This window comes from Streptomyces sp. NPDC059371, from assembly GCF_042751995.1.
GTDB lineage: Bacteria > Actinomycetota > Actinomycetes > Streptomycetales > Streptomycetaceae > Streptomyces.
Genome location: NZ_JBHYXD010000049.1, coordinates 15,921 through 35,186 on the forward strand (window position 1 = coordinate 15,921; position 19,266 = coordinate 35,186).

Annotated in this window: 17 protein-coding genes and 1 riboswitch; of the genes, 4 read left to right on the forward strand and 13 right to left on the reverse strand. The window is 72.1% G+C overall.

Features of this window, described 5'->3' with window-relative positions; translation table 11 throughout:
• Positions 1-189: 189 nt before the first annotated feature.
• From ACFXGX_RS25210 to ACFXGX_RS25240, 7 genes are all read right to left on the reverse strand, one after another.
• Positions 190-1,161, reverse strand: a complete 972-nt coding sequence (locus tag ACFXGX_RS25210; RefSeq protein WP_384795169.1) for an exopolyphosphatase — start codon at positions 1,159-1,161, stop codon at positions 190-192.
• On the reverse strand, positions 1,158-1,826 hold the full coding sequence (locus ACFXGX_RS25215) for a DUF501 domain-containing protein (protein ID WP_384795171.1): 669 nt from the start codon (positions 1,824-1,826) through the stop codon (positions 1,158-1,160). The genes ACFXGX_RS25210 and ACFXGX_RS25215 overlap by 4 nt, the downstream gene beginning before the upstream one ends.
• Positions 1,827-1,865: 39 nt before the next feature.
• Positions 1,866-2,342 carry a septum formation initiator family protein gene (locus tag ACFXGX_RS25220; RefSeq protein WP_384795173.1) on the reverse strand — a complete coding sequence of 159 codons (477 nt, stop codon included), beginning with the start codon at positions 2,340-2,342 and terminating at the stop codon, positions 1,866-1,868.
• Between the two features lie 119 nt (positions 2,343-2,461).
• Positions 2,462-3,748, reverse strand: a complete 1,287-nt coding sequence (gene eno, locus ACFXGX_RS25225) for a phosphopyruvate hydratase (RefSeq protein WP_384795175.1) — start codon at positions 3,746-3,748, stop codon at positions 2,462-2,464.
• A 342-nt stretch (positions 3,749-4,090) separates the two neighbouring features.
• Positions 4,091-4,786 (reverse strand): transglycosylase family protein, encoded by a 696-nt coding sequence (locus ACFXGX_RS25230; protein ID WP_384795177.1) that lies wholly within the window; start codon positions 4,784-4,786, stop codon positions 4,091-4,093.
• A gap of 4 nt (positions 4,787-4,790) precedes the next feature.
• A riboswitch (cyclic di-AMP (ydaO/yuaA leader) is annotated at positions 4,791-4,984 on the reverse strand.
• A gap of 183 nt (positions 4,985-5,167) precedes the next feature.
• Positions 5,168-6,040 carry a transglycosylase family protein gene (locus ACFXGX_RS25235; RefSeq protein WP_384795179.1) on the reverse strand — a complete coding sequence of 291 codons (873 nt, stop codon included), beginning with the start codon at positions 6,038-6,040 and terminating at the stop codon, positions 5,168-5,170.
• A gap of 314 nt (positions 6,041-6,354) precedes the next feature.
• The gene (locus tag ACFXGX_RS25240; protein ID WP_384795181.1) at positions 6,355-7,626 is read right to left on the reverse strand and encodes a cytochrome P450; all 1,272 of its coding nucleotides are present in this window, start codon (positions 7,624-7,626) and stop codon (positions 6,355-6,357) included.
• Between the two features lie 441 nt (positions 7,627-8,067).
• Here ACFXGX_RS25240 and ACFXGX_RS25245 point away from each other — a divergent pair, with 441 nt between their 5' ends.
• Entirely contained in the window at positions 8,068-9,279 is a 1,212-nt protein-coding gene (locus ACFXGX_RS25245; protein WP_384795183.1) for a globin domain-containing protein, read from the forward strand.
• A 10-nt stretch (positions 9,280-9,289) separates the two neighbouring features.
• On the opposite strand, the gene ACFXGX_RS25250 is transcribed toward ACFXGX_RS25245, so the two are convergent.
• The 6 genes from ACFXGX_RS25250 to ACFXGX_RS25275 all read right to left on the reverse strand — a co-directional run bounded on the left by ACFXGX_RS25250 (position 9,290) and on the right by ACFXGX_RS25275 (position 16,953).
• Complete coding sequence (locus ACFXGX_RS25250) at positions 9,290-10,276, reverse strand: nucleoside triphosphate pyrophosphohydrolase (protein ID WP_384795246.1); 987 nt, start codon at positions 10,274-10,276, stop codon at positions 9,290-9,292.
• A 183-nt stretch (positions 10,277-10,459) separates the two neighbouring features.
• The gene (locus tag ACFXGX_RS25255; RefSeq protein WP_384795185.1) at positions 10,460-11,119 is read right to left on the reverse strand and encodes a SurA N-terminal domain-containing protein; all 660 of its coding nucleotides are present in this window, start codon (positions 11,117-11,119) and stop codon (positions 10,460-10,462) included.
• 233 nt (positions 11,120-11,352) lie between these two features.
• Positions 11,353-12,180, reverse strand: coding sequence for a glycoside hydrolase domain-containing protein (locus ACFXGX_RS25260; protein WP_384795187.1), 828 nt, complete (start codon positions 12,178-12,180; stop codon positions 11,353-11,355).
• A 213-nt stretch (positions 12,181-12,393) separates the two neighbouring features.
• Positions 12,394-13,878 carry a protein kinase gene (locus tag ACFXGX_RS25265; RefSeq protein ID WP_384795248.1) on the reverse strand — a complete coding sequence of 495 codons (1,485 nt, stop codon included), beginning with the start codon at positions 13,876-13,878 and terminating at the stop codon, positions 12,394-12,396.
• Between the two features lie 38 nt (positions 13,879-13,916).
• Positions 13,917-14,537, reverse strand: a complete 621-nt coding sequence (locus ACFXGX_RS25270) for a hypothetical protein (RefSeq protein ID WP_384795189.1) — start codon at positions 14,535-14,537, stop codon at positions 13,917-13,919.
• Between the two features lie 175 nt (positions 14,538-14,712).
• On the reverse strand, positions 14,713-16,953 hold the full coding sequence (locus ACFXGX_RS25275; RefSeq protein ID WP_384795191.1) for an N-6 DNA methylase: 2,241 nt from the start codon (positions 16,951-16,953) through the stop codon (positions 14,713-14,715).
• Between the two features lie 199 nt (positions 16,954-17,152).
• Between ACFXGX_RS25275 and ACFXGX_RS25280 the strand changes: the two genes are divergently transcribed.
• The 3 genes from ACFXGX_RS25280 (at position 17,153) to ACFXGX_RS25290 (ending at position 18,901) form a co-directional block, all read left to right on the forward strand.
• Positions 17,153-17,467, forward strand: coding sequence for a hypothetical protein (locus tag ACFXGX_RS25280; protein WP_384795193.1), 315 nt, complete (start codon positions 17,153-17,155; stop codon positions 17,465-17,467).
• A gap of 263 nt (positions 17,468-17,730) precedes the next feature.
• Positions 17,731-18,450 (forward strand): hypothetical protein, encoded by a 720-nt coding sequence (locus ACFXGX_RS25285; protein WP_384795195.1) that lies wholly within the window; start codon positions 17,731-17,733, stop codon positions 18,448-18,450.
• A gap of 88 nt (positions 18,451-18,538) precedes the next feature.
• The gene (locus ACFXGX_RS25290) at positions 18,539-18,901 is read left to right on the forward strand and encodes a hypothetical protein (RefSeq protein ID WP_384795197.1); all 363 of its coding nucleotides are present in this window, start codon (positions 18,539-18,541) and stop codon (positions 18,899-18,901) included.
• The last annotated feature ends 365 nt before the right edge of the window (positions 18,902-19,266 follow it).

The window sequence follows — 19,266 nt, forward strand, 5'->3', positions numbered from 1 at the left end:
ATGACAAAAGGCCGACCGGGCCCCCCCCGGCCGCCCCCCCCCCCCCCGGCGAACCAGCCCCGGTTGCGGCGGGGCGCGCGCCCCCCCGCCCGCGCCCCCCCCGGGAAGGGGCCGGGGCCGTCTCACACCCGTTCCCGACGCGCCGACGGGCGTCGGGACACCCTGCCGGCGTCGGTCACCCCGTCGGCGTCAGTCGCCCTGCCGGGCCGCTTCGGCGTCCTCCGCGACCTTGAAGGCGATGCCGTCGAGGATGTCGTGCTCGCTGACCACGACCTCCTCGGCCCCGGTCCGCTCCATGATCGAGAGCAGGACGAGGGCACCGGCCCCGATCACGTCCACCCGGCCCGGGTGCATGGAGGGGACGGCCGCGCGCTCGGCGTGGGTGGAGCGCAGCAGCCACTCGGTGATCTCGCGGACGCGCGCGAGGGAGACGCGGGAGTGGTGGATCCGCTCGGAGTCGTACTCGGCGAGGTCCAGCGCGATGGCCGCGATCGTGGTGACCGAGCCGGCCAGCCCCACCAGGGTGCGCGCCTCGCGCAGCGGGACCGTCTCCTCGGCGAGGTCGAGGGCGGCCTCGATGTCGGCGCGCATGGCCGCGACCTGCTCGGCGGTGGGCGGGTCGGTGACCACGCCGTCGCGCACGAGGTGACGTTCCGTCATCCGTACGCAGCCGATGTCCACGGAGCGTGCCGCGCGCACCCGGTCGGCGCCGACGACGAACTCCGTCGAGCCGCCGCCGATGTCCACGACCAGGTAGGGCGTGGCGAGGTCGTCCCGCCCGGCCAGCTCCCTGGTCGCGCCGGTGAAGGAGAACTCGGCCTCCTGGTCCCCGGTGACGACCTCGGGCTCGACGCCGAGGATGTCCACCACCCCGCGCACGAACTCGTCCCGGTTCTCCGCGTCCCGGGAGGCGGAGGTGGCGACGAAGCGCAGCCGCTCGGCGCCGTGCTCCTCGATGGTCCGCGCGTAGTCGCGGCAGGCGGCGAAGGTCCGCTCCAGCGCCTCGGGGGCGAGCCGCCCGGTGCGGTCGACGCCCTGGCCCAGCCGGACGATGGTCATCCGCCGGTCCAGGTCGGTGAGTTCGCCCGTCCGCGGGTCCGCGTCGGCCACCAGGAGCCGGATGGAGTTCGTACCGCAGTCGACGGCGGCGACGCGGGTCACCGGCCGTCCTCGGCGGACTCCGCGGAACCGGTGGACTCCGCGGAACCGGTGGACTCCGCGGAACCGGTGGACTCCGCGGAGCCGGTGGACTCCGCGGAGCCGGTGGACTCCGCCGAACCCTTCGTCCGCGGCCCGTCGCCGGCCGGCGGCCCGGCCTCGGTGACACAGGCGCCCTTGCGCCACCACTCGGGCAGCATGGCGATGGCCTCGTCGCCGAGCGGGTTGACGCCGGGACCGGCGGCCAGCGAGTGCGCCACCAGGACGTGCAGGCACTTCACCCGGTCCGGCATGCCGCCCGCGCTCGGGAAGCCCTCCAGGACCTCGATCGCGTCACGGCGCGCGATGTAGTCCTCGTGGGCGGCGCGGTAGGCCGCGGCCAGCTCGGGGTCGGTGGCCAGCCGTTCGGTCATCTCCTTCATGACCCCGTTGGCCTCCAGCGTCCCGATCGCGGACGCGGCCCGCGGACACGTCAGGTAGTACGTGGTCGGGAACGGCGTGCCGTCGGGGAGGCGGGGCGCCGTCTCCACCACGTCCGGCTGGCCGCAGGGGCAGCGGTGCACGATCGCGCGCAGCCCGCGCGGCGGCCGGCCGAGCTGCTGCTTGAAGGCCTCGACGTCGGCGTCGGTGGGCTCGGTGCGCGGGGTGGTGGGGGGTGGCGTTTCCATGCCGTGAGTCACGTGTCTTTCTGGTCAGTTCATGGGTCGTCAGCGGTCGGCGGCGTCGGATCTGTCCACGCCGTCCCAGACATTGGTGTACCAGGGGCGGTCCGCGGTGCCCCGTTCGGCACGGGACTGCTTGGCGGCGTCCGGGTCGATCACGATGTAGCCGGTCTCGCCCGGCATCACATAGTGCAGCCGCTGACGGATCTGCTGCTCGGCGTACGCGTCGTCCTGCCAGCGCGCCTTGAGGTCGCGAAGCTGCTCGACCCGCTGCCGGGCCTGCTCCCGCTGCCGCTCCAGATCGCCGATCTGGGCCCGCTGGGAGACGTACTGCCGCATCGGGTACGCGAGGGCGACGATCAGGGAGCACAGGACCATGGCGAGCAGCGCGGCCCGGCCGGTGAGCCGGGAGCGGCGCGCCTGCCGCTTGGTCTGGGAGCGGTAGACCCTGGCCGCCGTCTGCTCGCCGAGCAGCTTCAGCCTGGTCGAGGTGGAGAACCGGTCCCGGTCCTTCACGGCCATGAGTCCCGCCTCCCCAGTACCGGCCCGCCGTACGGGCCCGTCACGTGCGTACGTCCCCGCACACGGTACGGGACCGGGTACGGGGACGTACGGAGGACGCTTCCTGAGACGCGCGAGGCTCAGCCCTTGAAGCGCGGGAAGGCGCTGCGGCCGGCGTAGACCGCGGCGTCGTCGAGGATCTCCTCGATGCGCAGGAGCTGGTTGTACTTGGCGACACGGTCCGAGCGGGCCGGGGCGCCGGTCTTGATCTGACCGCAGTTCACGGCGACCGCGAGGTCGGCGATGGTGACGTCCTCGGTCTCGCCGGAGCGGTGGGACATCATGCACTTGAAGCCGTTGCGCTGGGCCAGCTCGACGGCGTCCAGGGTCTCGGTCAGCGAACCGATCTGGTTGACCTTGACGAGCAGGGCGTTGGCGGAGCCCTCCTCGATGCCGCGGGCCAGGCGCTCCGGGTTGGTGACGAAGAGGTCGTCGCCGACGATCTGGACCTTGTCGCCCAGCTTGTCGGTGATGACCTTCCAGCCGGCCCAGTCGTCCTCGTACAGCGGGTCCTCGATGGAGACGAGCGGGTACGCCGCGACGAGCTCGGCGTAGTACTCGGTCATCTCGGCGGCGGAGCGCTCCTTGCCCTCGAAGAGGTACTTGCCGTCCTTGTAGAACTCGGAGGCGGCGACGTCGAGGGCGAGGGCGATCTGCTCGCCGGGGATGTAACCGGCCTCCTTGATGGCCTCGAGGATGAGGTCGAGGGCGGCGCGGTTGGACTCCAGGTTCGGGGCGAAGCCGCCCTCGTCGCCGAGGCCGGTGGACAGGCCCTTGGTCTTCAGCACCTTCTTGAGGGTGTGGTAGACCTCGGCGCCCCAGCGCAGGGCCTCGGAGAAGGACTCCGCGCCGATCGGGGCGATCATGAACTCCTGGATGTCCACGTTGGAGTCGGCGTGCGAGCCGCCGTTCAGGATGTTCATCATCGGAACGGGCAGCAGGTGCGCGTTCGGTCCGCCCAGGTAACGGAAGAGCGGCAGGTCGGACGCCTCGGAGGCGGCGTGCGCGACGGCGAGCGAGACGCCGAGGATGGCGTTGGCGCCGAGCGAGGCCTTGTTGTCGGTGGCGTCCAGGTCGAACATCGCCTGGTCGATCAGGCGCTGCTCGGTGGCGTCGTAGCCGACGAGCTCCGGGCCGATCTGCTCGATGACGGCGAGGACGGCCTTCTCGACACCCTTGCCCTGGTAGCGGTTCGGGTCACCGTCGCGAAGCTCGATGGCCTCGAACGCTCCGGTGGAGGCGCCGGACGGAACGGCGGCACGACCCGTGCTGCCGTCGTCGAGGCCGACCTCGACCTCGACCGTGGGGTTGCCTCGGGAGTCCAGGATTTCCCGGGCTACGACGACGTCGATGGACGGCACGAGCATCTCCTTATTGGGATGTGACGCGGTACGCGGAGCTTGGCAGCCCCGCGGGATGAGCCTAACCGGCTCAGGGGGATCGGCCAGCGATCGACCACCCCTTGAGCGGACTGAGCCTACATATTGTTCCTGAACGGAACAAAAAAAGAAATAAAAAACCCCGCTCCGGCTCGTGCGGGGGAACACGTGCCGGAGCGGGGAGCCCGTGGGGACGGGGGACCTCGGCGGGTCTCCGGTGCGTGCGGAGACCCCACGAGGGGGCGTTGCCTGCCGGGCGTCGCGGCGGGGTGCCGGAATCACGGCCGCCCTCCGCCGAAGGCGGCCGGGTCAACCGGCGTGCCGCGCCGCTCAGCGCAGGTGGAGCTGCTGGCCCGGGTAGATGAAGTCGGCGTCGGTGACGATGCCCTTGTTCAGCTTGAACAGCTTCTGCCAGCCGCCCTTGACGTGCTTCTTCTCGGCGATCGAGCTGAGGGTGTCACCCTTGACGACCTTGTACTCGCCGTCACCCTTCTTGACCTTCTTGCCGGTCGGGGTGGTGACGGTCTTCTGGGCGGGGCGCTCCGCGGAACGGGAGGCGGGCTGCTCCGTCGCACGGGTGGCCGGGGCGCTCTGCGAGGTGCTCGGCGAGGAGGGCGCCGACGGGGCCGCCGGGGCCGAGCCGCCGCCGTACGGGGTGCTCGACAGGCCGGTGCCGCAGGTCGGCCAGGCGCCCTTGCCCTGTGCGGCGAGGACCTTCTCGCCGATGGAGATCTGCTGGGACTTCGAGGCCTGGTCGGCGGTCGAGGCGTAGGCGGTACCGCCGTACGCGGCCCAGGTGGAGGACGAGAACTGCAGGCCGCCGTAGTAACCGTTGCCGGTGTTGATCGACCAGTTGCCGCCGGACTCGCACTGGGCGACGGCGTCCCACTCGGAGCCGGTGGCCGCGGAGGCATTGCCCGCCGCCATCAGCGGGGCGGCGATGGCGACGCCGGTGACACCGGCGAGCGTGGCGACACGGGTGGCCTTGTTCGGGCGGCGGTGCTTGCCCTTGCCGGAGAACAGCATGGAGAGATCCCCTCACCGACGCCTGCGAGGTGAGCTGTCGGGTTCGGGCCGAATGAGTTGCCCGGCCGCATGCCCTCGGTCCCGTCTCCAGGACCTCCGGCACGCGGCTTCACCCCAAGCCGTTCCCGGGTGTCTCTCGACTCCCGGGCCCGGCACTTACCTTGGGTCCCCCGCTCCTGCCTACGGCGCATGACGCGACGACTGTTCCCGTACGGCCGTTGGCAGGATTCGGCGTTGCGACCGTCGGAGCCCGCTGTGGCGAGCAGTCACGACCGTAAGCAGTCGATTGGCGGAATTTCAAAGACGATCAGGGCTTCTGAGACCCATCTCTCACTTGCTCCAAATGGGACATTCCCCAGCGAACCGGGGCGCTAACTCCCTCTACTTTTGCACCGTTTCGACCGTGTCCGCGATGCTCCGACCAGGAACGACGAGGCCGGGACCGCCGTCGGCCGAGGCCGCGTCCACCTTGGGCAGGTCGCCCCATCCGCTTTCGAGGCCAAGGGCGTCGGAAACGCTCCAGAGGTTCCCGATGGCGTGTGCGACGTACTCGGTGTCGGGGGCGTCGGCCTCGGGGCTCGCGGCATGACGCCCCGTGGAGTCGTCGGTCCGGCTGTCGGCCGTGCTCTCCGCGGCGCCCCCGCCGCGGTGTCGCCCGGTGCCGGAACCCGCCGAGGTGGACGGGGTCGAAGCGGCTTCCTTCTGTCCCGACTTGGACGACTCATCACTCTTGCCGGTCGCCGCGTCCGCACTGTCGGAGCTCTGCGAGGCGCTGGGCGTGGCGGTGTCGCCGGCCGCGTCGGAGGACTCGGCCGAACCGGACGAATCACTCGAAGGGGACGAGCTGGGCGAAGTCGCCAGACCGGACGAAATATACGAACCGGAGTCGTCGCCGGTGCTCGACGAGTCGCCGGCCACGCCCGTGTCGACGCTGATGCCGGCGGAGCCCTTGCCGAGACCCGAGAGCGGCCCGCACGTCGGCCAGGCCGCGAGGCCCGTGTCGGCGAGCACCTTCTCGGCGACGGCTATCTGCTGCGAGCGGCTGGCCTGATCGGCCGTCGGGGCGTACTCGAGGCCGCCGTGCGTTTCCCAGTTGTCGTGGTCGAGCTGAAGGCCGCCGTAGTACCCGTTGGCTTCGTTGGCGCTCCACGCGCCACCGCTCTCGCACTGTGCCACCCGGTCCCAGGTGGTCCCGTCGGCCGCGCTGGCGCTCGCCGCGGCGAGCAACGGGATGACGATCGCCGATCCGGTCACCCCTGCGGCGACGATGAGAGCCGGGGCCTGGCGAGGGCGACGGTGACGGCCGTTCCCGGAGAGCATGCGAGAGCCTTTCGAGCGACAGCGGGGAGCACCGCGACTCCTGCCTAAGTGAGTGGCGCAGGTGCCGCGTTGATGGGTGAAGGTAGTCGCACTCGAACGCTGGTTACAAGTCGATGCACTACTGATCACGCGAAGATCACAGATTTGACGGAGCGTCACCTTCCGGTGGCCGTGAAGGCGCCTTTCCGGTATGCGGAATCGCCGCTTCAGCGCGGCCGTCGAAGGGTCGTCGATGCACCGATCGCGTCCTATTTGACCGGGGTGAACTCCACCGGAAGCGTACGCAATCCGCGCATAATGAGCCCTCCGCGCCAGCGCAAATCAGCCGATTCTCCGGCGAGTTGGATGTCGGGAAGACGGCCGAGGAGCGTACCCAGCGCGGTCTGCCCCTCCAGCCGGGCGAGCGGCGCGCCCAGGCAGTAGTGGATGCCGTGGCCGTAACCCAAGTGCTGAAGGTCACGTCGTGAGAGATCGAGCGTGTCCGGCTGTTCGAAGCGCTCGGGGTCGCGGTCCGCGGCCGCGAGGACCACGAGCACGGGGTCGCCGGCCGCGATGTCCTGCCCGCCGATCCGCACGTCCTCGGTCGCGAACCGCCACGTGGCCAGTTCGACGGGCCCGTCGTAGCGCAGGAGTTCCTCCACGCCCGTCTCCAGCAGCCCGCTCTCCCCGGCCGCGAGGGAGGCCTGCAGCCGGGCCCGCTGCCCGGGGTGGGTGAGCAGGGCGTGCATCCCGTTCCCGATGAGGTTGACCGTGGTCTCGAACCCCGCGAAGAGCAGGATGAAGGCCATCGCGGCGGCCTCGTTCTCGGTGAGGTGCTCGCCGTGGTCCGAGGCGCGGATGAGCCCCGAGATGAGGTCCTCGCCGGGCTCGGGCTCCGCGGTCAGCGCCTCGCGCTTGCGGTGGATGAGTTCGGCGAGATACCCGCGCATCTTCTTCACGGACCGGGCCACCCCGCCCCTCGGCCCGCCGCCGTGCCGGATCATCATGCCCGCCCAGTCCCGGAAGTCGTCCTGGTCCTCGCGCGGAACGCCGAGCAGGTCGCAGATGGCGTAGATGGGGAGCGGGAAGGCGAACTCGTGGATGAGGTCCGCGGAACCCCTGGCCGCGAACCCGGCGATGAGCTGATCCGTCAGCTCCTGCACCCGCGGTGCGAATTCGGCCACGCGCCGGGGTGTGAACGCCTTGCTGACGAGCTTTCGCAGCCGGGTGTGGTCCGGCGGGTCGATGTTCAGCAGATGCGTCATCAGCTCGGCCTTGCGCTCCCCGGGGATCCCGGTCCGGCCCTTCGCGTGCGCGGGCTCGTCGTGATGCGCGGGATTCTTGGACAGCCGCTGGTCGGCGAGCGTCTGCCGGGCGTCGGCGTACCGCGTGACGAGCCAGGCCTCCACCCCGCTGGGCAGCCGCGTGCGGTGCACGGGCGCGTTCTCCCTGAGCCAGGCGTAGGCCGGGTAGGGGTCGGTGGCGAACTCCCAGGTGAAGAGTTCGGGGGCGGCGCTGGCGGAGGCTTCGTGCTCGGTCACTCCCCGACGGTATCCGCACCGGCCCGCGGACCCCCGCCCACCGGATCGGCCGAGCCGACGCCCTCCCGACCACCGGACCCGCGGGAGACGCCGACCGGTTGACCACCAGGCCCGCGGGAGACGCCGACTTCCCGACCGTCAGGCCTGCGGGAGACCCCTACCAACCGACCACCGGGTCCGGGGGAGACCGGGTCCGGGGGGGACGGCGACCGCCTGACCGTCAGGCCCGCAGGAGATCGCGGCTTCCTGGCCACCGGGTCCGGGGGAGACCGCGACCGCCTGACAGCCAGGCTTCTTGACCACCAGGCCCGCGGGAAGCGGCGACCGCCTGACCACCGGGTCCGCGGGAGGCCGTGGCCCCGAACACCCGGTTCGCCCCGGACCGTCCTGACATGGCCGGCTGTTTGACCCCGGCGCCACGCATCTCCCTACTTTCCTGCCGTGGACCCCGAAATTCTCAGATCCAGCTTCGCGGTCGTGGAACGACGGGCCGAGTTCGCGGTCAAGTACTTCTACTCGCACCTCTTCCGCCACAACCCGCAGCTCCGCGCGCTGTTCCCGGCGGACCTCGCCCAGGACATGGAACGGCAGCGGGACCGGCTCTTCGCGGCGCTCACCTTCGTCACGGACAAGCTGGAGGATCCGGACCTGCCGCGGTACTTACGGAGCCTCGGCCGCGACCACCGCAAGTACCTGACCCGGCCCGAGCACTACGCGGCCGTGGGGGAGAGCCTGCTCGCCGCGTTCGCGGTCGTCTCGGGCTCCGCCTGGAGCGCCGAGACCGAGAAGGCCTGGACCGCCGCGTACGGGTCGATCGCCCGAAGCATGCTGGAGGGCGCCTGGGAGGCCCGGCACCACGGCGAACCGCTCTGGTGGGACGCGGAGATCGTCTCCCGCACCCGGCACGGCGACGACCTCGTCGTCCTCACCCTGCGGCCGCGGCAACGGCTCACCTACTCCCCCGGCCAGTACGTCAGTGTCAGCGTGCCCCATCTGCCACGTGTCTGGCGCCCCTACTCCCTCGCGAACGCACCCCGCGCCGACCGCACCGTCGACCTGCACGTCAGCCGTGTCGAGGACGGCGCGCTCTCCACCGCCCTCGTCCGGCGGACCCGGGTGGGCGACGTACTGCGGCTGGGCCCGCCCGGCGGCGGCCTGACCCTGCGGACTCCGGCCGACCGTCCCCTCACCCTCATCGCGGCCGGCACGGGCTGGGCGCCGGTGAAGGCCCTCCTGGAACAGCTCCGCCCCGCCCACGAGGCCCGTCTGTTCCTCGTGGCCCGCGACATCGCGCACCTCTACGACCGGCCCGCCGTCGAACGACTGCGGGCCGCGCTCCCCGGGCTCACCGTCACCTTCATCACCCCCGCGCCCGGCCGTCCCAAGGCCCAGGCGACCGAACGGCTGCTCACCGCGCTGGGTAACCGGGCGGGCTGGACCCGGCACGACGTCTACGTCGCCGGTCCGCCCGATCTCGTCGAGCAGGTCGGCGACGCTCTCCCCCTTCTGGGGACACCGCCCGAGCGGTTCTTCCACGACCCGCTGCCACCGACCGGCGAGGGACGTCCCCGCCCCGTGGGCGCGGCCCAGTGGCTCCTGGACCGCCCGCCGGCCGCCTGGCACAACCCGACCGACCGCACCCTTGGCCCCTGACCCGGCTCCCTCAGTCCCGTCTGCCCTTCTCCTCCGCCCCGCGGATCGTGTCGCGGTACGTGCGTGCCGCCGCCCGCAGGGCGGCCTCGGGGTCGACGCCCTCGGCCTCGGCCCGGACGGCCATCGCCAGCAGTTCGTACCCCACGCCCTCACCCGACGGCAGCGGAACGTCGAGTCCCGCCGTCCGCGCCCGGGACGACAGCTTGGCCGACAGGGCCAGGCCCGGCTGGCCGAGCGGCACGCCCTCGGTGACGGAGGTGCGCCGCTTCTCCTCGGCCTTGGTGCGCAGCCAGTGCTCCTTGACCTCCTCGGGCGTCGTGGCCGTCTCGTCGCCGAAGACATGGGGGTGCCGGTGGATCAGCTTGGCGACGATCCCGCCGGCCACGTCGTCGATCGAGAACGGGGCGTCCGTGTCGTCCTCGGCGATCCGGGAGTGGAACACGACCTGGAGCAGGACGTCACCGAGCTCCTCCCGCAGCTCGTCCCGGTCGCCCTCCTCGATGGCCTCGACGAGCTCGTACGCCTCCTCCAGGCCGTACTTGGCGAGACCCTCGTGCGTCTGCCGGGACGACCAGGGGCACTCGGCGCGGATACGGTCCATCACCTGGACCAGGTCGAGCAGGCGCGCGCCCGGCAGGTCGTACGAGGCGGGCAGCAGTTCCAGGTCCGGCATGTGTATGCGGCCGGAGCCCGCGAGACGGGCCAGACCGTCGGTGAGCCGGGGTTCGCCCTCCCCGGTGGCGACGACGACCACCGAGCGGCCGCCGGCGCAGGCGTCGACCAGTTCCCGCGCGGTCGGGGACTCCTCGTCGACCGCGACACCGGCCTCGCGCAGATACGGCACCTGCGGGTGCGCGCCGTCGGAGCACAGCACCCGGTCCGCGCCGTGCAGCGCCTGCCAGGCGGGCCAGGAGAGCAGGCCGGGCGCGACCCGGTGGCTGGTGGTGAGCAGGACGATGCGGCCGGGGCCGGCGGCGCTCGCCCCGTCGGCGGTCAGATCGCCCGCGGTCACATCGGCCGCGGTCCCCTCGCCGCCCTGAGCGGTCGCATCGCCGCCCTGAGCGGCCCCCGTCGGTTCACTGGTTGCGTTCACCCCTCGAACGTAACCCACGCCGCCGACACCCCCGGAGTTGTCCACAGGGCCCGGAGGCGCGGCCGATCCGCCGGCCCGCGCGACGGGTTACGCGGGCTGGGCCGCCGCCGCGGCGGACACCTCGCGCACCCACGGCGTCCTCGCGTCGACGCGGCTGCTCTTCTGGACGTCCCAGGTGCCGTAGCGCGGGTTCAGGTCGACGTGGAGTTCCTTGGACGCGACGGACATCGCCTTCCAGAAGGTGGCCTTGCCGTCGGTGGTGTTCATGTCGACACCGAGCGCGGTGGCGAGCTTGCGGGCCTCGATCTCGGTGCGCAGGCTGTCGTCGAGGCGCTCGGGCGCCACGCCGTAGTTCGACAGCCAGGTCGTCTCCAGCGCCTTCGAGCCGCCCGCCTGCTGTTCGAGGGCCGACCGCATGTCCTGCGAGTCCTTGCGGGTCACCTTCACGCCGGCGTTCTCGGCCGCCCGGTCCAGCACCCGGTCCAGGACCATGCTGTGCAGCGTGTCGCGGGTGAGGGTGGCGGTGCTCGCGACGACCTGCGCGTACTGGGCGTCGTCCTTGCTGGCGGCCCGCTGTGCCGAGCGCACCTCGTCCACCCGGTCCTGCAACTGGGAAACGGTGATCCGGCTGTCGCCGACGACGGCCGCCGCACCCGGATGGGCATCGCTGCCGCACGCGGTGAGCAGAGGGGCCGCGGCGACGATCGCGGCGGAGAGGACGAGCGCGGTGCGACGGCGGCGGTGCAAGGAAGCCTCCCGAGGAGATTGTGCGACGGTGCACAAAGTCTTGCGGTGATCGATGGTAGGCAGTGGCCCGCCTCTCGGCCAGCCATTCGACCAACGATTCACGACGACTTCAGGCACCGCCCTGGGTTCCCCGCCTCATGGAACGCCCAGGGTCCGCCCGTACGAGTGACCGCGGCCGGCCGGTGATCCGGCCGGCCGACGGGATGCCGCCCCTTCCCACGACCGTCCGCGCGTCAGCCGGTGATGGCGACCGGCGCGTCCCAGGCGTCGCGGTCCACGGTGATCGTGACGCCGCCGATGGTCTCCTTGCTGTTGACCATGTACTGGTGCGCACGGCTGTGGCCGGTGAACTGGGTCGCGCCCCAAGGCCAGTCGGTGGTCGTCGTGTTCGACTTGTCCCACAGCGCGTACCAGAGGTTGCCGGGCAGGTCCGTCTTGTCCGTCGCGGTCGCGATGGCCTTGGCGCTGGAGCTGGTGAAGCCGTAGTACCCGGAGCGGTACGTCTTGGCGCGCAGGGTCTTGTCGAAGGCGCGCACGTAGGTGAGCACGGCGTCGTTGCACGCCTTGTTCGTGATGTCGTACGACTCCATGTCGAGGTAGACCGGGCTGCCGGCCTTCATGCCGAGGGCGGAGGCCTTGGCGACCGCGTCCGCTCCGTCGGCCGCGCCGAGCGAGGCCGCGGTCGCGGTGGTGATCTTCTCGGGGCTGCTTCCGGTCTGGCAGGACGGCTGGGCTCCGACGTACAGCGGGATGAGCTTCCAGCCCAGCGTGCTGACCGACTTCACCCAGGACGCGGTGAGGTTGGGCTGGCCGCACCCGCGGTTCTTGCCGCCGATGTACACGGCCGCGGCCCCGTAGAAGCCGGTGTGCCAGGCCTTCATCGCGGTGAGCGAGGGCGCGGTGCAGGTGTCGAAGGCGCGGCCGGTGTAGGTCTTCTGGGCGGGCCAGGTCGTGGCGGCCATGGAGGTCTGCGCGGCGATACCGGCGCCGGCGACGACGGCGACCCCGGCCACCCCCCACGTGATGTAGCGGCGCTTCCTCGACTGACGATGGTCGGACATGTGGATCCACCCCTGGTTGTGCCGGTGGTACCGGCGGGTTGTGCGATGACGGCGCACACGGCGCGGAGCGCGGCGCGCGCGGCACGAAACAGAGCGCAACCTAACCGGCCGCGTATGCCCGTTCGGGAAAGAATGCCTCTGGAGAATCACAAGATCCTCTATGGGCACGGCAAAAACCAGTGCCACGACGGGCGAACGCCGCCTGCTGCGGCACTAGCCGCGCACCTGCCCCAGCCATTGCAGTGTCCGCCGGATCTCGACCGCGAGCGGGTGTCCGGGGCCGTGCATCCGCTCGACGTCGTGCAGCAGCCGGGCCAGTGTGTCGTGGGCGGCGGCGCGGTCGCCCAGCGCCAGCAGCAGGTGACCGATGCGGCGGCGGACGTCGAAGGCGAGTTCCGGGTCGTCGGCCGCGTACTGGTTCTCGTAGTACGGCAGCAGCGCGCGGTACTCGGCGAGCGCCGCCGCCGGGTCGCCCAACTGCTCCAGGCACTGGGCGGATTCGTAGCGGTAGCGCAGGGACTGGGGGTCGGCCAGACCGGCTTCGGAGGCGCGTTCGTCGGCGAGGCGGCGCAGTTCGGGCAGTGCGCGCCGGTACTGGCCGTCGTCCATGAGCGTCGCCGCGTACTGCTTGCGCAGGGTGCGCACGACCGGGGAGCGTTCGCCGTGCTGCTGTGCGGCGACGGGCAGGATCGCGCCGAGGATGTCGACGGCCTGCGTGATGCGGCCCTCGCCGAGAAGGCGCTTCACCTCGTCGACGGCGCCCACGACATCGGTCGCCTCCGCGGCCCGCACCGCTGGGGCCGGCCGGGGTGCGGGTGTGCGCGCACGGTCCGGCCAGGGGGCGTGCGGGCGCAGGAAAGGGCGCGTGGGGTCGAGCGGTGCCCCGGTGGGCGTTCCGCGCGCGGGCAGGAGCGGCACCAGGTGCTCGTACACCTCCTGCGCCGAGGCGGGCCGGTGCTGCGGGTCCTTGGCGAGCAGGCGCAGGACCAGGCTCTCCAGCGCCTCCGGGATCTCGGGTCTCAGCCGGCGCACCGGCAGCGGCGGCTCGTACAGGTGCCGGTGCAGCACGCCGAGGGCCGTCGAGCCCTTGAACGGGACGTCGCCGCTGAGCAGTTCGTGTATCAGCACACCGAGCGCGTACAGGTCGGTGTACGGGCCCACGGCGCCGCCCATCGCCTGCTCGGGCGCCATGTAGGCGGGCGAGCCGATGGGGGAGCCGGTGTGCGTGAGGCGGGTCGTGTCGGTGTCCATGACGGAGGCGACGCCGAGGTCGAGGACGGTCACCGTGCCGTCCTGCTTCACCATCACATTGCGCGGCTTGAGGTCGCGGTGGACGATCGGCACGGAGTGCACGGCGCTCAGTACGGCGCACAGTTGCGCGGCGACCGCGACCGCCCACTGCCACGGGTACGGGTCGTGTTCGGCGAGGTGATCGGAGAGGTCGGCGCCGTCGACGTACTGCATGACGAGGAACAGCTCCTCGCCCTCGCTGCCCGCGTCGTGCACGGTGACGAGGCCGGGGTGGTCGACCTGGGCGGTCACCCGGCACTCGCGCGCGAAGCGGCGGCGCAGTTCGTCGGCCTCCTGGCCGACCACCCTGTCGGGGCGCAGCAACTTCACCGCGACGCGCCGGTCGAGCCGTTGGTCGTAGGCCGTCCAGACCTGGCCCATGCCGCCCTGCCCGATGAGCGTGGCCAGTTCGTACCGCCCGGCGACGACGCGCCCTGCTTCCGCGGTCACCGGCCGCTCTCGTGGTCGCCGTCGCGCCGGTCCCCGTGCCTGCGCAGATAGTCGCTGAGTTCGTCGAGCTCGGCGCGCACCTGGTCGATACGGGCGGGCGCGACTCGCTGCGGCGGGGGCTGGGGCATCGGCGTGTGCGGCAGGTACGCCTGCGGTACGGGCGGCTGCGGCTGCGGCTGCGGCTGCGGTACGAGGATGCCCGGATACGGCGGGGCGGGCTGTGCGGGCCCCGGACCGCCGTACGGTCCTTGAGCGGTCTGCACGTGGGGCGGCGCGTAGCCCGTGGACCGCCGCCACGCGTTGTGGAGACGGATGTCGCTGGCCAGGTAGTAGGCGACGCTGCCTGCGCCGAGGATCAGTGCCACGGTCAGCGCGACATCGCCTCTTCTGTCGCTCTCCGGCACCGTACCGACGACCATGAGCGCGCCGATGGACACCGGCAGCGACACCCAGGCCGCCGTCCAGTCGAACCACCGCCCGCGCTGGATCGCCACCCGGAACAGCGGAACACAGGCGAGCAGACCGCACGACAGGAGCCCGGCGGCGGCGAACAGCACGCGCAACGTGATGACGGTTCCCGCGCTGCGGGTGGGTGGTGTCCCGCCGTGGCCGTACATGACTGCTCCCGGGCCTGCGTTCGATGTCGGAGTTCGAGCGTATAGGCCGACACGGACGACCGGTCCCGGGTTGTACGCAGCCGTTGTCGTACCGGTCACCCCGTACGGCGCCGCGGGTGACCCCGGTGGGGCGGGCCCTCGGCGGCCCGGGGCGACCGGCGGGGCGCGCGGGGCCTCAGCCCGGGGGCACCGTCCCGTCCGTCAGCCCGTCGTACATGCCGCGTACGAGCTGGTCCCCCAGCCGGCCCGCGTGCCGGAGCGCCCGCTCGAACTCGTCGAGCGCGCGGAACCGGGCACCGTACTGTCGCTGTTCGTCCAGCGGGAGCCGGGGCAGTTGCAGCCGGCGTACGTCGAGGCGGGTGGCGGTGGACGCGTAGCTGCTGGCCTGACGGTTGTTGGCGGTGCCCCGCAGGAACCCGGCGAGGAACCACGGGTCGAGGGCCGCCGGATCGGGGTGCAGGAGCACGAGGTTGCGCCCCAGGACGGCGCCCGCCGTCGCGGGGTCGACCACCCGGACCACCGAGCCGCCGCCGAGCACCGGCACGACCACGTCGCCCGCCTCCGTCAGCACGGCTTCCTCGTCGCTCTCGGGCAGGGTCCCGGTGGGGCCGGTGCCGGCGAGCACGTCGTGGTCGGTGAGGACGGGCACACGCGTCGGGCCGCCGTTCCCGCCCGTACGCATCACCAGGGCGCTCCCGCGGGCGAGTTCGCCGACGGTGGTGAGCGGCCAGCGGGCGGGCTGCGCCGGCATGGCGGGGGGCGGGGTGAGTCCGGAGGCCAGGCGCAGTGTCTCGTCGAGGCACTCGCGTACGGCCGTGAGCTGCTCGGCACCGTCGGCCGCCGCCGGGGGCGGGAGGTGGCGGGCCGGGGCGAGGTCCACGTCGTCGTCGAGGAGTTCGATGACGGGCACCGAACGCGCCAGACCGGGCCGCTCCTGGAGGGTGCCGTCCCGGTCGTGCGCCCGCCAGGCATCGAGCACGACGTCCCTGACGGCCCCCCAGTCGGGACCGCCGCGCCCCTCGCCGGCGAACTGCCCGGCGTCGGCGAGCAGCACCTCGGGCCGGGCGGGCGCCCTCTCGGGCCGGCGCAGCACCCACAGGTGCAGGGGAATGTTGTACGGGGCCGCCGCGCCGACCGGCAGCGCGACGACGGCCCGCAGCGCGCCGCGGCGCAGCAGGTCGGCGCGGATACGGCGGCCGGAACGGCGGGAGGCCGTCGCGGGCGGCATGAGCAGAACGGCCGTGCCGCCGTCCCGCAGCCGGGCCAGAGCGTGCTGCACCCAGGCCAGCTCGGACTCGGCACGGGCCGGGAAGCCGTACTCCCAACGGGGGTCGTAGGCCAGTTCGTCATGGCCCCAGTTGCGTTCGTTGAACGGGGGGTGACACAGGACGGTGTCGGCGCGCAGCCGCGGAAAGGCGTCGGCACGCAGGGTGTCGCCGACGGCCGCGCGCACGGTGGCCGGGCCCTGCAGGGCGAGCCGGAGCGCGGTGAGCGCGGCGAGTTCGGGGGCGCTGTCCTGGGCGTGGAGCTCTTGACCGGGGCCGGCGTCCAGGGCGCGCAGCAGGGCGCCGGTGCCGCAGGCCGGGTCGAGGACGGTGCGGGCGGGGCCGGCGAGGTCGGCCATGAGGCGGGCGAGTTCGGTGGGGGTGGGCGTGTACTGGCGCGGGTTGGCGTCGAGGTGCCGCCCGAGCAGGAACTCGAAGGCCTGACGGGCACCCAGTTCGGCGGCCAGCTCCGCCACCCCACGGAGGAGGGGGACGGAGGGGAGGAGCTGGGGGCCGGTGGGGAGCTGCACCGCGGGGGCGGCGGTGGCGGTGGAGGGGGCGGGGGCGGGGGCGGCGGGGATTACAGAGGAGGCGGTGGGGATTGGAGGGGCCGTAGGGGTGTGTGGGGCTGGAGATCCCCCTGGATCACCTTCCGGAGTCTTCACGGTGGCCGATCGGTTCACAGTCGCCGGTCGGTTCACAGTCGCCGAGGGCGCCACATCCGTACCGGCGTGAACACCCCGTTCACCCCGCACCGGTCCGAACCGGGGGGTGACCGCCTGCTCCAGCGCGGTCGGCAACAGCGCGGCGAGGCGCTCGTCGGAGCCGGCGGCGGCTTCGAGCCAGACCGTGGGCCGGTCATGGATGAGCAGCAGTACGTAGCCGGCGTGGGTGAGTGCGGTGGCCGGGCCCTCGGGGTGGCCGACGAGTTGCTGCCAGACGCGTTCCCGCAGGGGAACTTCGGCGATTTTCCCCTGATGACGCAGCCAGGCCTCGACCTCGACGAGGGCGAACGACGGGCTGGTCTCCGTGCCGCCGACGGGCTTGGGGAAGTCGGCGTGCCGACGGCGCCAGTTGCTCACGGCCGCGCGGCCGACGCCGGCCAGCCGTGCGATTCCGGCCGCGGTCACCTCGGTCGCGTTGTCCTGCACTCGCCCCGCTCCTCTCGTCCCGCCTCGCCCCTGTGTGGCGTCGAGCATACCGATGTAGGCAAGATCTACCGGTTCACGCCGTGTACGCGAATGATTTTGTGAACCGTGTTGACTCGATTCACAGGCTCTGGTCTCATTGACCCAGCGAACGAGCGGCTGTCGTTAAGGCGTCCGCCTGGGGAGGGGAACAGTCGTGGGCATGAAGGGCAGGGCCGCGCTGAGTGCCACCGTGGGCCTCGTCGTCATCGGCGTCGTCTCGGCGAACGCCGAGGAAAAGCCCGCGTTCGCGGGGAACGGCACCTTCCGCGTCGGCCCGGACATCAAGCCCGGCACCTATCGCACCGCCGGCAACACCGGCGGCTCCTGCCACTGGGAACGAGCCAAGGACGCCGGTCACGGCCTGGGCTCCCTCATCGCGAAAGGCGATGTCACCGGCACCGCCGTCGTCACGATCGGCGCCAAGGACACCTACTTCAAGACGTCCGGCTGCGGGGACTGGAAGAAGACCGGCTGACCCGCCGCCGTACGCCCCGCCCGTCGCACCACCCGAGCCGCCGACACCGCACCGGCGGCGCGAGCACCTCAGAACGACACCAGAACATCGCGCCGCACCCAGCGCCGCGCCACACCGCAGCGCACCGCAGGGCACCGCACGCACCGCACGCACCGCACCGACCGTGCGCGGCCCGTGTGTTCACAGCCCCGCAACTGAAAGCAAAGCCCCGCCCGGACGGCCACTCGGCCCGTACCGGCCTCACCCTCGAAGGACAGATCCCGATGCGTCATCCCTCCCGCGCGGCCAAGGCGCTGCTCGCCGCCGCCGTGCTCCCGCTCGCCCTGACGGCCTGTTCCTCCGCGACCGGCACCTCGACCTCGTCCGCCACGGCGACGAAGCCGTCCAAAGAGCCCAACGCCGGTCTGCTGACGGGCGCGCAGCTCAAGAAGGCGCTGGCGCCCGCCTCCTTCTTCGCCGCCGGCTTCGCGGTGGATCCGAGCGGCGCGCGGGACTCCGGCACCACGTACACCGCGCCGAGCTCCTCGCCCGCGGCGAAGCCCGACTGCACGCTGCTCGGTGGTACGAGCTGGATAGCGATCACCGGCGACGCGGGGGTCTCCTTCGCCCAGAACGACTACGTCAGCAAGGACACGTCCGAGGACATCGCCCAGGAGATCGACACCTTCCGCGGCACGACCGCGGCGAAGGTGCTGGCGAACCTGAAGAAGGCCGTCGCCGCCTGCGCGACCTACACCGACACGGACACGCACACCAAGGTGAAGGTCACCGGGGCCGACACCACCGGTCTCGGCGACGCGGCCTACACGATCACCCTGACCAACAGCGCCTGGCAGAACGGATCGACGCTGATCGCCGCGCAGTCCGGAACGGACGTCGTCACGGTGCTGTCCACGGACGGACACGACAACGGCGCGGCCACGGCGAAGAAGCTGACCGCCCGGATCGTGACCTCCCTGAAGGGCGAACACGAGCACGCCTGACCGCCCGGATGGGAACATGGCGCCCCCGAGCCATTTCTCGGGAGCCCGGGAATCCTCTCGGGGGTTCACGGGGTAGTTCGGGGGTGTGATGGACAAGCGCGTGGAAGCCGGCTGGTTCCAGCGGCTGGCGTGGTCGGTTCTGGCGGTCGGATCGTTCGGCCTGCTGGTGTGGGTGCCTTTCCTGTACGTGGCGATCCGCCGGGGGCGGGGGGCCGACTGGGGCGCCTTCGTCTCGTTCGCGCTGTACGAGGTGGGGTTCCTGTCGTTGGCGAGCCTCCCGACGGGCAAGGGTGAGGCGACCTTGGGCCTGGTCGTCCTGGCCACCCTGGGCCTGGCCGTGTGGCTCCTTCTGGGCCCGCTGTTCGACAAGCTCACGCCGAGGAACGCCATGGCCAGCGCGGGCCCTGCCCCCTGGCCGGGCCAAGGAGCGGGCAACCCTTATCTGCGCTGACACCCGGCAGCGCGACGGGAGCGAGGCACCGGGCGGTTCGCCGCCGCCGGGTGCCGCGGACTCCCCCCCGCCGGGAGCCCGGCTCGATCCTGACGCCCGGCCCGGCCGACACCCCTCCGCCCCACCGGAGCAGCCCGGCGGCACAGCCCTCCGACGCACCGGGGCAGAAGGGCGAGCGCCGCCCATTCCCCGGCGGCCCCCCGACCCCACCTCGCTCCCCACGCATACCGTCGGCGCCCGTCACGTCCCGTCGATGCCGATGAGCCGGCGCACGCCTCGCGCACGGGTGCCCGCTTGACTCCCCCATGAATGATCTTGACTCCCCCATGGCTCGAACTTGATTTCACCTTGCATGAATTGACCAT

Bases quoted from the DNA above. Each gene is read 5' to 3' on its own strand.
- ACFXGX_RS25230 (WP_384795177.1), bottom strand. From the start codon at position 4,786: ATGCTGTTCTCCGGCAAGGGCAAGCACCGCCGCCCGAACAAGGCCACC.
- ACFXGX_RS25280 (WP_384795193.1), top strand. From the start codon at position 17,153: ATGAAGGGCAGGGCCGCGCTGAGTGCCACCGTGGGCCTCGTCGTCATC.
- ACFXGX_RS25220 (WP_384795173.1), bottom strand. From the start codon at position 2,342: ATGGCCGTGAAGGACCGGGACCGGTTCTCCACCTCGACCAGGCTGAAG.
- eno (WP_384795175.1), bottom strand. From the start codon at position 3,748: ATGCTCGTGCCGTCCATCGACGTCGTCGTAGCCCGGGAAATCCTGGAC.
- ACFXGX_RS25290 (WP_384795197.1), top strand. From the start codon at position 18,539: ATGGACAAGCGCGTGGAAGCCGGCTGGTTCCAGCGGCTGGCGTGGTCG.
- ACFXGX_RS25215 (WP_384795171.1), bottom strand. From the start codon at position 1,826: ATGGAAACGCCACCCCCCACCACCCCGCGCACCGAGCCCACCGACGCC.
- ACFXGX_RS25270 (WP_384795189.1), bottom strand. From the start codon at position 14,537: ATGTACGGCCACGGCGGGACACCACCCACCCGCAGCGCGGGAACCGTC.
- ACFXGX_RS25260 (WP_384795187.1), bottom strand. From the start codon at position 12,180: ATGTCCGACCATCGTCAGTCGAGGAAGCGCCGCTACATCACGTGGGGG.
- ACFXGX_RS25285 (WP_384795195.1), top strand. From the start codon at position 17,731: ATGCGTCATCCCTCCCGCGCGGCCAAGGCGCTGCTCGCCGCCGCCGTG.